At 70.3% G+C, this 15,307-nt stretch carries 16 protein-coding genes and 2 pseudogenes; 12 read left to right on the top strand and 6 right to left on the bottom strand.

The genetic code is table 11. The features are described 5' to 3' along the window. Positions 1-34 precede the first annotated feature (34 nt). From ACIQ7D_RS12400 to ACIQ7D_RS12385, 4 genes and pseudogenes are all read left to right on the top strand, one after another. Positions 35-433 carry a RidA family protein gene (locus ACIQ7D_RS12400; protein WP_403936548.1) on the top strand — a complete coding sequence of 133 codons (399 nt, stop codon included), beginning with the start codon at positions 35-37 and terminating at the stop codon, positions 431-433. A gap of 133 nt (positions 434-566) precedes the next feature. Then, positions 567-755 carry a hypothetical protein gene (locus tag ACIQ7D_RS12395; protein ID WP_403936546.1) on the top strand — a complete coding sequence of 63 codons (189 nt, stop codon included), beginning with the start codon at positions 567-569 and terminating at the stop codon, positions 753-755. A 472-nt stretch (positions 756-1,227) separates the two neighbouring features. Beyond that, positions 1,228-1,671 (top strand): MarR family winged helix-turn-helix transcriptional regulator, encoded by a 444-nt coding sequence (locus ACIQ7D_RS12390; RefSeq protein WP_403936545.1) that lies wholly within the window; start codon positions 1,228-1,230, stop codon positions 1,669-1,671. Between the two features lie 73 nt (positions 1,672-1,744). Further along, a pseudogene (locus ACIQ7D_RS12385) lies at positions 1,745-2,008 on the top strand (NmrA family NAD(P)-binding protein); the annotation flags it as partial. A gap of 155 nt (positions 2,009-2,163) precedes the next feature. Here ACIQ7D_RS12385 and ACIQ7D_RS12380 read toward each other — a convergent pair. Continuing rightward, on the bottom strand, positions 2,164-3,102 hold the full coding sequence (locus ACIQ7D_RS12380) for an SDR family NAD(P)-dependent oxidoreductase (RefSeq protein ID WP_403936543.1): 939 nt from the start codon (positions 3,100-3,102) through the stop codon (positions 2,164-2,166). A 128-nt stretch (positions 3,103-3,230) separates the two neighbouring features. Between ACIQ7D_RS12380 and ACIQ7D_RS12375 the strand changes: the two genes are divergently transcribed. Both ACIQ7D_RS12375 and ACIQ7D_RS12370 read left to right on the top strand, forming a co-directional pair. Further along, positions 3,231-4,166 (top strand): helix-turn-helix domain-containing protein, encoded by a 936-nt coding sequence (locus ACIQ7D_RS12375; RefSeq protein WP_403936991.1) that lies wholly within the window; start codon positions 3,231-3,233, stop codon positions 4,164-4,166. 35 nt (positions 4,167-4,201) lie between these two features. Beyond that, positions 4,202-4,825 (top strand): annotated as a pseudogene (locus tag ACIQ7D_RS12370) (site-specific integrase); the annotation flags it as partial. Positions 4,826-4,835: 10 nt separating this feature from the next. Here the strand turns inward: ACIQ7D_RS12370 and sodN are convergent. After that, positions 4,836-5,231: a superoxide dismutase, Ni gene (gene sodN, locus ACIQ7D_RS12365; protein ID WP_403936542.1), complete on the bottom strand. Its 396-nt coding sequence runs from the start codon at positions 5,229-5,231 to the stop codon at positions 4,836-4,838. 150 nt (positions 5,232-5,381) lie between these two features. On the opposite strand from sodN, the gene sodX reads away from it, so the two are divergent. After that, positions 5,382-5,852 carry a nickel-type superoxide dismutase maturation protease gene (sodX, locus tag ACIQ7D_RS12360; RefSeq protein ID WP_403936540.1) on the top strand — a complete coding sequence of 157 codons (471 nt, stop codon included), beginning with the start codon at positions 5,382-5,384 and terminating at the stop codon, positions 5,850-5,852. Here the strand turns inward: sodX and ACIQ7D_RS12355 are convergent. Beyond that, positions 5,738-6,385, bottom strand: a complete 648-nt coding sequence (locus ACIQ7D_RS12355; protein ID WP_403936538.1) for a CGNR zinc finger domain-containing protein — start codon at positions 6,383-6,385, stop codon at positions 5,738-5,740. The genes sodX and ACIQ7D_RS12355 overlap by 115 nt on opposite strands. Before the next feature lie 97 nt (positions 6,386-6,482). Between ACIQ7D_RS12355 and ACIQ7D_RS12350 the strand changes: the two genes are divergently transcribed. Further along, a complete protein-coding gene (locus tag ACIQ7D_RS12350) occupies positions 6,483-7,265 on the top strand; it encodes a class I SAM-dependent methyltransferase (protein WP_403936536.1) in 783 nt (260 codons plus the stop codon). A gap of 132 nt (positions 7,266-7,397) precedes the next feature. Here ACIQ7D_RS12350 and ACIQ7D_RS12345 read toward each other — a convergent pair whose 3' ends face one another. From ACIQ7D_RS12345 to ACIQ7D_RS12335, 3 genes are read right to left on the bottom strand one after another with little or no spacing between them, the layout of a single operon-like run. Beyond that, a complete protein-coding gene (locus ACIQ7D_RS12345; protein ID WP_403936989.1) occupies positions 7,398-8,150 on the bottom strand; it encodes an amino acid ABC transporter ATP-binding protein in 753 nt (250 codons plus the stop codon). A 5-nt stretch (positions 8,151-8,155) separates the two neighbouring features. Continuing rightward, a complete protein-coding gene (locus ACIQ7D_RS12340) occupies positions 8,156-9,100 on the bottom strand; it encodes an amino acid ABC transporter permease (RefSeq protein ID WP_403936535.1) in 945 nt (314 codons plus the stop codon). Positions 9,101-9,136: 36 nt separating this feature from the next. Then, positions 9,137-10,090 (bottom strand): ABC transporter substrate-binding protein, encoded by a 954-nt coding sequence (locus tag ACIQ7D_RS12335; RefSeq protein ID WP_403936533.1) that lies wholly within the window; start codon positions 10,088-10,090, stop codon positions 9,137-9,139. Between the two features lie 511 nt (positions 10,091-10,601). Here ACIQ7D_RS12335 and ACIQ7D_RS12330 point away from each other — a divergent pair. The 4 genes from ACIQ7D_RS12330 to ACIQ7D_RS12315 all read left to right on the top strand — a co-directional run bounded on the left by ACIQ7D_RS12330 (position 10,602) and on the right by ACIQ7D_RS12315 (position 15,300). Further along, positions 10,602-11,831 (top strand): NADP-dependent malic enzyme, encoded by a 1,230-nt coding sequence (locus ACIQ7D_RS12330; protein ID WP_403936986.1) that lies wholly within the window; start codon positions 10,602-10,604, stop codon positions 11,829-11,831. Positions 11,832-12,071: 240 nt separating this feature from the next. Continuing rightward, positions 12,072-12,650 carry a phosphoesterase gene (locus ACIQ7D_RS12325; protein ID WP_403936531.1) on the top strand — a complete coding sequence of 193 codons (579 nt, stop codon included), beginning with the start codon at positions 12,072-12,074 and terminating at the stop codon, positions 12,648-12,650. Between the two features lie 5 nt (positions 12,651-12,655). After that, positions 12,656-14,233: an alkaline phosphatase D family protein gene (locus ACIQ7D_RS12320; RefSeq protein WP_403936983.1), complete on the top strand. Its 1,578-nt coding sequence runs from the start codon at positions 12,656-12,658 to the stop codon at positions 14,231-14,233. Positions 14,234-14,346: 113 nt separating this feature from the next. Beyond that, a complete protein-coding gene (locus ACIQ7D_RS12315; RefSeq protein ID WP_403936529.1) occupies positions 14,347-15,300 on the top strand; it encodes a zinc-binding dehydrogenase in 954 nt (317 codons plus the stop codon). Positions 15,301-15,307: the final 7 nt, after the last annotated feature.

Below are 15,307 nucleotides of genomic sequence, written 5' to 3'. Positions count from 1 at the left end.
GACACCCCAGGGGCGATTCGAGGAGCGTATTGAGATGGCCCACCGCATGACCGTGCCCGGCCTCTTCCCGCCGCCGGACTACGCGCACGCAGCGATCGTCGCCACGGACCGGCGGCTGGCCTTCCTGGCCGGCGCCGTCCCGCTCGACAGCGACGGCAAACTGGTCGGCCCCGACGACTTCGTCGCCCAGACGGAACAGGTCCTCGCCAACCTGGAGAGCGCGCTGACGGCCATCGGCTGCGGCCTGCCCGACGTCGTGTCCACCACGGTCTCGGTGGCGACCTCGGACCCGGCGGACCTCAGCCGCGTCTGGGAGGTGGTACGCGCGAGCGGCCTGACCCTGGGCCCGCACGCGTCGACGCTGCTCGGGGTGGCGTGCCTGGGGTACACGGGCCAGCTCGTGGAGATCACGGCGGTGGCGGAGATCCCTTGAGCGGCGGAACCCATGCGGGACGGCGGCATCCGCGAACACGACCGCACCCGGACCGCCGTGGACGCCGTCTGCGGCGGTCCTGCGGACCGGGCTGGGTGTCCGCGATCAAGGTCGCGGACACCAGCTTTGAACGGTGTCGTCGAGCGTGGACTTCAACGCGCCCGACAGTCCCGTCGCCACCGGTACCGGTCCGACCGCCGCCGAGATCTGGACGGGTGCGTCCAGCAACGTGGGCGAGGTGTACGCCAGCCTCGCGGGTGACATCGCGAACGGGACCCACCACACCCCGGTGGTGCAAGGTGACGAGCCGGGCGTGGTGTAGCACCTTCACTGCCGGGCGGATCCCTCTCAGTCCGCACACAGTCCGCAAGACACCCAGCCAAGACCGTCACGCCCCATCGCCGAAAGTCCAGGTCAGCGTCCACCTGGCGTCCGACGACCGGTGTCGGCGCCCACTTCTCGGGCCGCGTCCGACGCACACTTCAGCCTGGAAGTACGTGGGTCGGACGGCTGGCTGAAGCTGACCGGCGATCCGACAAGGCGGCGGCCGGAGCGAGCTTCCTGACCATCGCGGCGGGCCACGTCCCCAGGACGTGACAGCGGTGATGGCCGAGCGGATGATGTGGCGTCGACACCGCGGACAACGCCGTCGGCGTCCCCGAAACGGGTCGGCATCCGGGGCAACTGCGCCTGCCGAAGAAGGCTCCGGCTCGGCGGAGCCCACTGGCCCGGTTGTCGAAACGCGGTGGCTGAACCGCGACGAGCGAGCGGCGTGGCTGGCCAACTCCGCGATCATGATCAGCCTGCCGGCCGCCCTGGACGCGCGGATGCAGCGCGAGGCCCAGCTGACCTTCTTCGAGTACATGGTGCTCTCGGTTCTGTCCGAACAGCCGGCTCACACGCTGCGGATGAGCGCTCTGGCTGCGCGAACGGCGGCGTCGCTGTCGCGGCTGTCGCATGTCGTGGGACGGCTGGAGAAGCGCGAGCTGCTCGCTCGGGTCCGGATCCCCGGCTCCGGCAGACGCACCAACGCGACGCTGACCGAGGCCGGTTACCAGGCGGTTGTGGCGGCGGCGCCTGGACATGTCGCCGCGGTCCGTGAATACCTGGTGGACGAGCTCGAGCCCCAAGAGCTGGCGACACTGCGCCGGATCGGCTCCGCAGTCGACGCAGCCATCAAGCGCGAGCAGCTCGACACGGGCTCTGGGGCGTCGGCTCAGCCCGAAACCTCACCGTAGTTGCAAGATCGCCGAGCGGCTGGTCGGCTGGTGAGCAGCCGCCACGGGACAGCAGGGATGATCGGTCGCCGCGGCGCTGCTGGCCGACGGCTGGGCGGTGCGCGCGGTCGGGCGAGACCCGTCCGGCGCCCGGGCCAGGTCCCTCGCCACCCTCGGCGTCGAGACCGTTCGCGGCGACCTGGGCGATCCGGAACCGCTCCGCGCGGCCTTCTCCGACGCCCACGGTGTCTTCGGTGTCCAGCCGAACTCCGGGCAGGCAGGCGCAGGCGCAGTCGCCGGAGACGCTCTCAGCGGCAGGGCCCTGGCCGGGCATCTGAGCCGGCCGCCGGCCGGCTGATCAGCTACAGCCGCCTGCCGACGACCCTGCTCGCACAGGATGAGGTCCTCGGCAAGTTGGGGGCACTCGTTCCCCTTCCTGCTGCGCTTCGACCGCTGGCTGGCGGGCCCCGGTGCCGTCGAACGGCGGTCGGGGCGATACACGTGCGGAGCCGATCAGCGGTGGTCCTCGGGAGTCGTCAGTGGAACCTGTTCCAGCCAGTTCCAGAGGGCGCGTTCGCGGTCGGTGTCGTACGACTCGGTGGATGACGCCGTGACCTTCTCCCGGTGGATGTAGGCACCGGTCGCGGCGGGGGTGACGCCGAGAACGGCGTCGGCGAGTTTCCTGCCCGCCGGCACCGGGGTGTCCACGAGGGGTGTGACGGCGAGCAGGGGGATGACCCTTCTCATCAGGAAGGGAAGGGCTCCACCGGTCTCGCGCGCCAGCCCGGTTCCGACAACGAGGCTGGGGTTGTAAGAGACGATGTCGATGCCGTCGGGCAGGCGGCGGGCCCATTCGTGGACCAGGTGCACGCCGCCGAGTTTGCTCGTCACATAAGCACGACGGCCGGCTCGCACATGTCCCGAACGGTCGAACGCTCCGGGCCGGGAGATCTCCGGGATGGCCCACCGAGGTGCGGGCATGGTCCCTCCCGTGTGCCGGATATCACCGAAGTGGGCGTCGCTGACCGTGACGACGATGCGCGCCGGCGCCTGAACGTGAGGGTGTAGTTGCCGGAGAAGCTGGTGGGTGGACATGACGTTCACGGCGAAGGTCCTCTCGTATCCGTCGACCGTGGTCTCCAGCGCGTTGGAGAGGTGGACACCCGCGTTGAAGACGAGGCCCCGCAGCGGAGGCAACTCGCCGGAATCGAGAAGGTCTTCCAGCTGTGCGCCGGCGCTGGCGACGCTCGCCTTGCTCGACAGATCGGTGTCGACGGTCGAAACGTACGGAGAGATCTCTCGCAGCCTCGGCAGCACCTCGGCGGCAGAGGAGCCTCGTGCAAGGACCACGAGGTGGGTGTCGGGGCCGCGTCCGAGGATGTCTCGCGCGGCTTCCAGGCCGATCCCCCGAGTGGCCCCGGTCATGATCAGGGTTCGGTTCGCTGCGGTCATGTGTGGACTCCCTGGGTGAGATCGGGCGCGTGCTGGTGTGCCGGACTTCGGCGTTCTCCGTCGCCATCGACACTGACGGTCTGTTCGACGATCAGGGAGATTTCGTCGAGCCTGGTATCCGCAGGGCCATGCACCCGGCCTGCTGCCCACCTGGGTGGAGGGACAATGAATTCATGGTGGGAGATGAGCGGTTGGGCCTGGGCGAGTACCTGCGTCGTCGTCGCTCGGAGATGACACCCCGAGATCGGCCTGGGGCGTCCGCTCTGTCCCATAGGCGTGTGCCGGGATTGCGGCGCCAGGAGCTCGCCGACGTCGCGGGCATCTCGGTCGAGTACTACACCCGTCTCGAACAGGGGCGCGCGTCCCGACCCTCGCGGGAGATCCTCACCGCACTGGCGCGGGCATTCCGGCTCTCGGATGCCGAGCGGGACCACCTGTTCCGCCTCGCCGACGAACGGCCTCCGCAGCCGCGAGCACCCGCTGCGGAAATCCGGCCGGGGCTCCGACACTTGCTCGACAGCCTGGACGACACCATGCCGGTCACCATCCACGACGGCCGGCTCGACATGCTGGCGTTCAACGTCGCCGCGGCGGATCTGTTCGGGCCCATGTTCGGCGACGGACCCTATGGTCACAACATCGTCCACCAGGCCTTTACATCGGCGGGACTCCGAGAGGTTCTCGGGAACGAGGGAGTGGAACAGATCGCCCGGGTGGCCGCCGCCGAACTTCGCAAAGCGCTCAGTCTCTACCCGGACGATGAGCGTCTTCGCTCCTTGTTTCACGAACTGTCGACGAGCAGCCCCGAGTTCGGCAGCCAGTGGGAGCGAGGAGAGATCGGAACATGGCGGTCCGCGATGAAGCGCGTCAACCATCCGACGAGAGGTCTGCTCGCGTTCGACAGCGAGATGCTGCACGACCCCGAGAACGACCACTGGGTCATGCTCTTCACGCCCCGCACGCTGTCCCCCACGCCGCTGTCAACGCGTCAGCAGGCGGGCGACGAAAAAGGCGGCCAGCACGCTCCAGCCCACTTCCCGGTTCGACCTTCGGCGTGGCTGTAGCCCCACCACTGAGGTGGTGACAGGGGCTGTCGGGACCACCGTACCTACGCGCCGCGATCGTCGTCCTGGCCGGATCAGGCTTGCGCGTAGGTGAGTTGCTCGGGTGAAGGTCTCGGAGATCGACTTCAAGCGCGGCACCGTCCGCGTCGAGCGTCAGTGCTTCCAGTCCGGGCTGATCGGTCCGCCGAAGACCGGCAAGTCCCGGCGTACGGTTCCGGCCCGTGAGGTGGTCATTGAGCCACTGCTCGGGCATCTCGCCGCGCGGCCTCGAAGGAATGGCTGTTCACGATGGAGGAGGCGAGCCGCTCGACTACCGCCGTTGGAAGACCGAGTGGAACTGCGCCCGCAGGGCCATCCAGGCGGCGGAGAACGAGGCAGCCGAGCGTCAGAGCCGCAAGTCCGTCGAACTGCCGCACATGGTGACCCACGACCTGCGGCACTTCGACGCCTCCGCGCTCATCGCCGGCGGCGCGAGCGTCAAGCAGGTTCAGCTCGTCCCCGGCCACGCGTCCGCCGTCATCACCCTGCGGATCTACGCGCACCTGTGGCCGGGAGAAGAGGACCGCACCCGGTCCGTCATGGACGCCGTTCTCGGCGGCCTGCGGACCGGGTGCGGACCAGTAGGCGGTGCGACCTGCGAAAGTGCAGGTCAGACGGCCCGGGCACAGATCAGGCCTTCTTCGTCTCCCAGAAGATCTTGTCGATCTGGGCGATGTAGTCGAGGGCCTTCTGGCCCGTCGCCGGGTCGGTCGAACCCTTGGCGGTCGAGAGGGCCTTGAGGGCGTCGTTGACGAGCTGGTGCAGCTCCGGGTACTTCTCGAAGTGCGGGGGCTTGAAGTAGTCGCTCCACAGCACCGAGACGTGGTGCTTGGCGAGCTCGGCGCGCTGCTCCTTGATGACGGTGGCGCGCGTCTGGAAGTGGGGGTCGTCGTTGCCGGCCATCTTTTCCTGGACGGCCTTGACGGACTCGGCCTCGATGCGGGCCTGGGCGGGGTCGTACACGCCGCAGGGGAGGTCGCAGTGGGCGCTGACCGTCACCTTGGGGGCAAACAGGCGGGAAAGCATGGTGCTGTCCTTCCTCGTGATCGTCTTCTCAGGTGGGACATTACTCCGTGAGAAGAGGTATTTCGCGAGTGCCCCCTAGGGCTTAGGACAAAAGTCCGGGGTCGGTACGGGACCGGCGGCGGAACGTACGGTGGGACCGGGAGGTGCCGTATGACGGAACTGGGGCAGGAGCCGGGGCTGGGGCCCGAGCCGGTGCCGGGGCGGGAGCCGCGGGTGCCGTGGGGGATCGCGGAGGTGACCGGGCCGTCCATGTATCCGACGCTCAGACATGGCGATCAGCTTCTCGTCCGGTACGGCGCCCCGGTCAGCGCCGGGGACGTGGCCGTGCTGAAACATCCGCTTCAGCAGGATCTGCTCATCGTGAAGCGGCTGGCCGAGCGGCGCGACGGCGGATGGTGGGTGCTCGGGGACAATCCGGGCGCCGAGGGGGACAGCCGGGTGTTCGGGACGGTGCCCGAGGAGCTGCTGCTGGGGCGGGTCAGGGCGCGGTACCGGCCGCTGGGCGATCAGCGTTCGGCGCGCGCGGTGGTGTCCTGGCTGCTCCGCGGGGTGCGTCCGGTGCTCGCCGAGCGCTCGTCCGCCAGGCGCCTGTCGCTCTCCAGGCGTTTGCGGGCCCGGTAGGCGGCGACGTTGGCGCGGGTCGCGCAGCGGTCCGAGCAGTAGCGGCGTGAGCGGTTGGTGGAGGTGTCCAGGTACGCGTTGCGGCACGGCGCCGCCTGGCAGAGGCCGAGCCGGTCGACGCCGTACTCCGTGAGGTGGAAGGCGAGGCCCATGGCGGCGGTGGCCGCGTACCCCGCCGTCGCGTTCGACGGGTGCTCGGCGAGGTGCATGTGCCAGCGGGGCCGGCCCTCGTCGTCCAGGAAGTCGTGCCCGGAGATCTGGGGACTCACCGGGAACTCCAGCAGCAGCGAGTTGAGCAGGTCGACCGCCTGGGTGGCCTCGCCGGAGTCGGCGGCGGTGAAGACGGCCCGCAGTCGCGCCCGTACGGAACGGAAGCGCGTGACGTCGGCGTCGGCGGCGCGGCGGGCCGCCTGCGAGTTGGGTCCGAAGAGAGAGCGCACGGCCTCGACCGAGGTGAGGGTGTCCGTGCCGCGGGCCGGTTCCTCGGTGTTCACCAGGCGTACGGCATAGTCCGAGTAAGAGGCCAGTTCCACTTGTAGTCCTTACGGAAGCGGTCTAGGGTCTGAATGAGTGAAGGATGTAATGGCTCGTACTGCTTCTAGGGTATTACCGAGGCGTGGGGAGGGTGTCATGACGGAGACGGGGACCAGTGGCGTCGCAGGAGCCGCCGCGACCGACTGGCGGGCCTGGCAGGAGAGCTGGGACCGCCAGCAGGAGTGGTACCTCCCGGACCGGGAGGAGCGCTTCCGGGTCATGCTGGACATGGTCGAGGCCACGGTGGGCCCCGAACCGCGGGTGCTGGACCTCGCCTGCGGTACGGGAAGTATCACGGACAGACTGCTGAATCGGTTCCCCCGAGCCGTCAGTACCGGGGTCGATCTCGATCCCGCCCTGCTCACCATCGCCCGCGGCTCCTTCGCCGGGGACGACCGGGTCACCTTCGTGACCGCCGACCTCAAGGACCCCGCCTGGCCGCGGCTGCTGCCGTACCGCGCGTACGACGCCGTCCTGACCGCCACCGCCCTGCACTGGCTCCACCGGGAGCCGCTGGCCGTGCTGTACGGGCAACTCGCGGGGGTCGTCAGGGAGGGCGGCGTCTTCATGAACGCCGACCATATGCCGGACGCGTCCACACCCCGGATCAACGAGGCCGAACGCGCCCACCGGCACCTCGCCATGGACCGGGCCAAGGCCGCGGGCGCCGTCGACTGGCCGGGGTGGTGGGAGCTGGCGGGCCGGGACCCCGTCCTCGCGGAGCCGACCGCCGAGCGCTTCCGGATCTTCGGCGAGCACGCGGACTGCGACACCCCGTCGGCGGAGTGGCACACGCGCACCCTGCGCGAGGCCGGCTTCGGGGAGGCCCGCGCCGTCTGGTCCTCGCCGTCCGACTCGCTCGTCCTCGCGCTGAAATAGCGGGAATCGCCGTCCGTCCCGGGTGCTCTCGGTGGTGAACAGGGTGGGCGGGAGGGTGCGCCGGAAGCTGCTCCGGCGCACCCTCCCCGTAGAGCAGAAGCCCTCAGAGGCCTCAGAAGACTTCAGGGGCCCTCAGAGGACCTTCGACAGGAACGACTTCGTCCGCTCGTGCCGCGGACTGGTCAGTACGTCGCGCGGGTGGCCCGCCTCGACCACCACGCCGTCGTCCATGAAGACCAGCGCGTCGCCCACCTCGCGGGCGAAGCCCATCTCGTGCGTCACCACGATCATCGTCATGCCGTCGGCGGCGAGATCGCGCATCACGTCCAGGACGTCGCCCACCAGCTCCGGGTCGAGCGCCGACGTCGGCTCGTCGAAGAGCATCAGCTTCGGCTCCATCGCCAGCGCGCGGGCGATCGCCACGCGCTGCTGCTGGCCGCCGGAGAGCTGCGAGGGGAAGTTGGCCGCCTTGTCGGCGAGCCCCACCCGGTCCAGCAGCCGCTCGGCGCGGGCGCGGGCGACGGCCTTCGCCTCGCCCCGTACCTGGACCGGCGCCTCCATGACGTTCTCGATCGCCGTCATGTGCGGGAAGAGGTTGAAGCGCTGGAAGACCATGCCGATGTCCCGGCGCTTCCTGGCGACCTCGCTGTCCTTGAGCTCGTACAGCTTGTCGCCCTTCTGGCGGTAGCCGACCAGCTCGCCGTCGACGTACAGCCGGCCGGCGTTGATCTTCTCCAGGTGGTTGATGCACCGCAGGAAGGTCGACTTGCCCGAGCCCGACGGGCCGATCAGACAGAACACCTCGCGCGGCGCCACCTCCAGGTCGATGCCCTTGAGGATGTGCGCGGCGCCGAAGGACTTGTGCACGGCCTGGGCCTGCACCATGGCGTTCATGAGACCGCCTCAGGGGTTCGACGGAGGGTGGACACGTTCTTGACGACCTTCTGCCACGGTGTGAGCGGCAGCGAGCGGCTGGAGCCGCGCGCGTAGTACCGCTCCAGATAGAACTGGCCGATGCTGAAGACCGTGGTCAGGATCAGGTACCAGGCGGCCGCGAGGAACAGCATCTCCGCCGCGGCGCCCGAGGTCTGCCCGATGTCCAGCGCCGCTCTCAGCAGATCGGGATACTGCACCGCCGAGACCAGCGAGGTGGTCTTCAGCATGTTGATGACCTCGTTGCCCGTCGGCGGCACGATGACCCGCATCGCCTGCGGGATCACGACCCGGCGCAGCGTCCTGCCCTGGCTCATGCCCAGCGCGTGCGACGCCTCGCTCTGCCCCTCGTCGACGGAGAGCAGACCGGCCCGGCAGATCTCGGCCATGTACGCGGCCTCGTTCAGGCCGAGCCCCAGCAGCGCCGTCAGGAACGGCGTCATGAACGAGGACCAGTAGTCCTTGTAGATCGGCCCGAGGTTGATGTACTCGAAGACCAGGCCGAGATTGAACCAGACCAGCAGCTGTACGTAGACCGGCGTTCCGCGGAAGAACCAGATGTAGAACCAGGCGACGGAGGACGTCACCGGGTTCTTCGACAGGCGCATCACCGAGAGGATCACGCCCAGCGCCACACCCATCACCATCGCGAGGACGGTGAGCAGCAGGGTGTGCCAGACGCCGGAGATGATCCGGCCGTCGAAGAAGAAGTCGGGGATCGCCGCCCAGTTCACCTTCCCCTGCGAGAAGGCGTAGACGAGGCTCGCGAGCAGGGCGACGGCGACCGCCCCGGCCACGTAGCGCCCGTAGTGCCGGACCGGGATGGCCTTGATGGCCTCGGGTGCGGCGGACGGCGGGCCCGAGGGGCCGGTGGGGCCCGCCTTGTCGATGTCGGTAGTCACAGATGTATGCCTCTCAGCGCCCAGCCCGCCGCCCGGTCACGAGCCGCCGTTGAGCGTGGCCTCGGTGACGGCGCCGGACTCGGCGCCCCACTTCGCGAGGACCTTCCCGTACTCACCGTTCTTGATGATCGCGTTCATGGCCTCCTGGAGGGCGCTGGAGAGCTGCTTGTTGCCCTTGGAGACCGCGATGCCGTACGGGGCGGCCTCGACCGGCTCGCCGACCAGCTGGAAGTCGTTGCCGCCGCCCGAGGTCTTCACCGCGTACGCGGCGATCGGGGAGTCGGAGGAGCCGGCGTCGCCGCCGCCGCCGCGCAGCCGGGTCTGGGCCTGCTGGTCGTTGTCGAACGACTCGATGGTGAGCTTCTTGCCGGCCGGGCACTCCGTCGCCTGCTTCTTGGCGAGGTCGTCGGAGACCGAGCCACGCTGCACGACGATCTTCTTGCCGCAGAGGTCGGCCCAGGTCTTGATCCCCTGGTCCTTGCCCTTGGGCGTGTAGATGGACACCCCGGCGGTGAAGTAGTCGACGAAGTCGACGCCCTCGCCGACCTTCTTGCCGTCCTCGACACCGTTCTGCCGGTCCTTGGTGTCGGTCATCGCGGACATGGCGATGTCGTACCGCTTGGCGCGCAGGCCGGTGACCAGGGTGTCGAAGGTGGCGTTCTCGAATGCGAACTTCACGCCGAGCTGCTTGCCGAGCGCGGCGGCGATGTCCGGGTCGATACCGGCGATCGCGCCGTTCTTGTCCTTGAATTCCACCGGCGCGTACGCGATGTCGGAGCCGACCTTGACGACGCCCTTGCTCTGGATCTCCTTCGGCAGCTTGTCGAAGAGGGGGCCCTTGGCGGCGGAGGAGGACCCGCCCGTGTCGGAACCGCTCTTCGTCTGGTCGCCGCAGGCGGTCAGCAGCAGGGTGCCCGCGACCGCGATCGCGCCCACCGCGGCCATCCGGGACTTCGCGGTGGTCGTACGACAGATGGTGCTTGCGGTCATGATCAGGGTCCTCCGGCGGATGAGGGAGCTGCCAATGGCCGAGCACGCGTCTTCGAGTGTCGCGACCTAGTGTGATGAGTGGCATCTTGCCATTCGGACGGTCCCCTCAAGGGCGCCGGGCATGTCAAAATCGGGTAACGGGAGACCCCCGGCACATCGACAAGGCAGCCCATCACAGCCGGACCTTCTGTCGGTACATCTTCTTGCGGCCGTAGAATCTCCGGTCCGTATCCCTTACCGGGCATGATTCATGCCGCTATCCGGAAGTGTCGGCATTGCGCGGCATTGGTCGGCATAAACGGCTATGAGTCATCTCACCGTGGGGGACCGCGCGCGGACACCGCTGCGGCGCGCGTGTGCGACGCGCCCGCTCCGTACGTACGTGTGCATGCAGGCGAGCGAGCCGGCAGGCAAGCACATGAGCGCGGGTACGGACGCGGTGCCCAACCCCACTCCTCCTCATCCGGGGAGTGGTCACCCTCAACTGATGAAGACACAAGGGGTCACCTACATGGCAGCGGAGATCGTCAATCATCGCGACGGAAGCGTCGGCAGCGGCGCCGCCGGGGCGGAGGGTTCCTCGGAGGAGCCCTTCGATCCGGCCTTCGCGCTGCACCGCGGCGGCAAGATGGCCATCCAGGCCACGGTGCCGGTGCGGGACCGGGACGACCTGTCCCTCGCGTACACACCGGGCGTGGCGAAGGTCTGCACCGCGATCGCCGAGCGTCCCGAGCTGGTGCACGACTACACCTGGAAGTCACAGGTCGTCGCCGTCGTGACGGACGGTACGGCGGTGCTCGGGCTCGGCGACATCGGCCCGGAGGCTTCGCTCCCCGTGATGGAGGGCAAGGCGATCCTGTTCAAGCAGTTCGGCGGAGTGGACGCGGTGCCGCTGGCGCTCGCCACCACCGACACGGACGAGATCGTCGAGACCGTCGTCCGGCTCGCGCCCTCCTTCGGCGGGGTCAACCTGGAGGACATCTCGGCGCCGCGCTGCTTCGAGATCGAGCGCCGGCTCCAGGAGCGGCTGGACATCCCCGTCTTCCACGACGACCAGCACGGCACCGCCGTCGTCACCCTGGCGGCCCTGCGCAACGCGGCGAAGCTGACCGGACGCACCCTCGGCGAGCTGCGCGCCGTCATCTCCGGGGCGGGCGCGGCGGGCGTCGCCATCGCCAAGTTCCTGCTGGAGGCGGGGATCGGCGATGTCGCGGTGGCCGACCGCAAGGGTGTCGTCAGCGCCGACCGCGACGACCTGACGGACGTCAAGCGCGAACTGGCCGCCCTGACCAACCGCGCGGGGCTCTCCGGCTCGCTGGAGGCCGCCCTGGCCGGCGCCGACGTCTTCATCGGCGTCTCCGGGGGTACGGTCCCGGAGCCGGCGATCGCCTCGATGGCGCCCGGCGCGTTCGTCTTCGCGATGGCCAACCCGAACCCCGAGGTGCACCCGGACATCGCCCACCGGTACGCGGCGGTCGTGGCGACGGGCCGCAGCGACTACCCGAACCAGATCAACAACGTGCTCGCCTTCCCGGGGATCTTCGCGGGCGCACTCCAGGTGCGGGCCTCCCGCATCACCGAGGGGATGAAGATCGCGGCGGCGGACGCGCTGGCGGACGTCGTCGGTGACGAGCTGGCCGCCGACTACGTCATCCCGTCGCCGTTCGACGAGCGGGTGGCGCCGGCGGTGACGGCCGCGGTGGCCGCGGCGGCCCGCGCGGAGGGCGTCGCGCGCCGCTGACCCCGCGCCTCCGGGGATTCGGGGATTCGGGGATCCTGCGATTCAGGGATCCGTGGATCCAGGGATCCGTCGATCCGCGAAGAAACGAACGCCGGGCGGACCGACCGCGGTCCGTCCGGCGTTCGGCGTCGCCGGGCCCCGTCCGGCGGCCCGGCGCCCGGAAGTTCGGCAGGCGGCCTTTACCGGTTCATGTGGGGCTGCTGGGATGCCTGGCGTTGACGACGACACCAGGAGGCGCTTGTGAACCTGCTTGTGAACGGGGACGCCGAGAGCGGGCCGGGAGGGGACGCCGAACCGGTGGCGTCGGTCGACGGCTGGTCCGTACGCCAGGGGGCGCCCGCCCTCGTCGCGTACGCCCACGGGAACGGCTACCCGACCGCGGCCGACCCCGGCCCCGCCCGGCGCGGCAGCCGGTTCTTCTCCGGCGGGAACAGCCCGCGCACCGCGCTCGTCCAGGACGTGCCGCTGCCCGCGAAGGGCGCCACCGGCCGCGCCGCCGTGGACGCGGGGCGGGTGCGGTACGCCCTCTCCGCCTGGCTCGGCGGATACGCGGCGCAGGAGGACGGGGCCCGGCTCTCGGTGGAGTTCCGCGACGGCCGGGGCACTCCGGTCGCGCTCTCCGTCCTCGGCCCGGTCACCGCCGCGGAACGGGGTGGCCGTACCGCCCTCGTGGAGCGCGCCGCCGAGGCCGCCGTACCGCCCGGCGCCCGCTCCGCGCGGGTGCTGCTGGTCCTCACCCGGACCGGTTCCGGCACCTCCAACGACGGCTACGCCGACGGGATCTCACTGACCCTCCACGCCGAAGGGGTACGGCCGTGAACGCCATGACAGGACTGAACCGGCGCGATCTGCTCAAGGCCGCCGGCGCCGCCGGAGCGCTCGGCACCGTCTGGCCGCTGAGCGCCGGACTCTCCCCCGCACAGGCCCGCGAGGCCGCCGCCGCGCTCGGCTCGACGTACGACGACGCCCCGTTCACCCTCGGCGTCGCCTCCGGCGACCCGCGGCCGACGAGCGTCGTGCTGTGGACCCGGCTCGCCCCCGAGCCCTTCGCCGAGCCCGGCGAGCAGCCGCTGCCCGAGGTCGCCGAGGTGCGGTGGGTCGTCGCCGAGGACCGGGCGCTGCGCCGGGTCGTCGCCCGGGGCACCGTCCCGGCGTCCGCGACGCTCGCGCACAGCGTGCACGTACCGGTGACCGGGCTGCGCCCCGGCCGTACGTACTGGTACGCGTTCAGCGCCCTGGGCCGGACCAGCCGCACCGGCAGGACCCGCACCGCGCCGGCCGGACGGGTGGGCTCCGTACGCTTCGCCACCGCCAACTGCCAGAACTACCCGCAGGGTTACTATGCCGCGCTGCGCGGGATCGCCCGTGAGCGGCTGGACTTCGTCATCCATCTCGGCGACTACATCTACGAGTACGGGCCCGAGGGCGGCGACTCCGTCCGTGACAACAACGGCCCGGTGATCCAGACCCTCGCCGACTACCGCAGACGCCACGCCCTCTACAAGGGCGACCCCTCGCTGCGCGCCGCCCACGCCGCCCACCCCTGGTTCCTGACCTGGGACGACCACGAGGTCGCCAACGACTACAGCGGTACGGGCGGGGGCGCGCCGTTCCTCCAGCGCCGGGCCGCCGCCTACCAGGCGTGGTACGAGCATCTGCCGCACCGCGACGCGGGGGACGGCGACGGCCTCTCCGCCGCTCTGCCGGACCCGGAGATCCACCGGGTGCGCCGCTGGGGCGATCTGCTGGAGCTGGCCGTGCTCGACCTGCGCCAGTACCGCTCCGCGCAGAACCTCGCCGACGGCACGATCCTCGGCGCGGACCAGAAGGCGTGGCTCAAGCGGACGGTCGACCGGGCCCCGGACTCCTGGCACATCTGGGCCAACTCGATCATGCTCAGCCAACTGCGCGGCTCGCCCGGCGGCCGGTACATGTTCACCGATCAGTGGGACGGCTTCCTCGCCGAGCGCAAGGAGGTCCTGGAGCATGTCCGTACGAGCGGTCTGGAGGACCTGGTCGTGCTCACCGGGGACTGGCACTCCGCCTTCGTCGACGACATACGGCCGGACTACGACAACCCCGAATCGCCCGTCCTCGGCACGGAGTTCACGGCGCACTCGGTGACCTCCAGCGCGTACGACGCGGCGTGGAACGCGGCCAACGGCCCGCTCATGGGCCGGGCCAACCCGCACCTCCAGTACTTCGAGGGGAACCGTTACGGCTACGACGTGTACGAGGTGACTCCCGAGCGCTTCAGCACGCACATGCGGGTGATCGAGGACCGCCGTGACCCCGTGTCACCGGTCTCCACCCTGACCACCTTCCATGTCGACCGGGGCACGGTGGGCGCGTACGAGGACCCGGCGACGAAGGGGTCGCCCGCGCAGTACCGCAGGGACTGAGCCCCGGACCCCGGGCCCCGGGGCGGGGACGGGGGACGGGTGCGGGCGCGTGTCGTGCGTGTCACCGGTACGCCGGGTCCCGCCCGTCGCCCCGCCGTCCTATCGTCGGGGCCATGTTTGCCGCCTACGCAGCCCACACGGACTTCGCCCACCCCCTCGACGGTCTGGAGCTGGGCGAACGCCCGGCCCCCGCGCCACGCCCCGGCTGGACCACCGTCACGGTGAAGGCCGCCTCCCTCAACCACCACGACCTGTGGTCGCTGCGGGGGGTGGGCCTCTCCCAGGACAAGCTGCCGATGATCCTCGGCTGCGACGCCGCCGGGGTGGACGAGGACGGCAACGAGGTCGTCGTCCACTCCGTCATCGGCGGTGGCGACCACGGCACCGAGCCGCGCTCCATCCTCACCGAGCACCACCAGGGCACCTTCGCCGAGCGCGTCACCGTACCGGCCTCCAACGTCCTGCCCAAGCCCGCCGAGCTGTCCTTCGAGGAGGCCGCCTGTCTGCCCACGGCCTGGCTGACCGCGTACCGCATGCTCTTCACCAACGCCGGTGTACGGCCCGGTGATTCGGTCCTGGTCCAGGGCGCGGGCGGCGGGGTCGCCACGGCGGCGATCGCGCTGGGCAGCGCGGCGGGGCTGCGGGTGTACGCGACGAGCCGCGACGCCGGGAAGCGGGCGCGTGCGGTGGAGCTGGGCGCGGTGGAGGCGTACGAACCGGGCGCGCGGCTGCCGCACCGTGTGGACGCCGTCATCGAGACGGTCGGCGCGGCCACCTGGTCGCACTCCGTCAAGTGCCTGCGGCGCGGCGGCACGCTGGTGATCTCGGGCGCGACGAGCGGGGACCGCCCCGACCACGCCGAGCTGACCCGGATCTTCTTCCTGGAGCTGCGGGTGGTGGGCTCGACGATGGGGTCGCGGGCCGAGCTGGAGGACCTGCTCTCGTTCTGCGCGCTGAGGGGAGTGCGGCCGGTCATCGACGAGGTGCTGCCGCTGGACCGGGCGCGGGAGGGCTTCGAGAAGATGGCGGCCGGGGGCCTGTTCGGGAAGGTGGTCCTGACGGTCTGAGCCTCCC

The sequence above is a fragment of the Streptomyces sp. NPDC096310 genome (assembly GCF_044763125.1).
Classification (GTDB): Bacteria; Actinomycetota; Actinomycetes; order Streptomycetales; family Streptomycetaceae; genus Streptomyces.
This window is presented reverse-complemented; position numbering and strand designations above follow the sequence as displayed.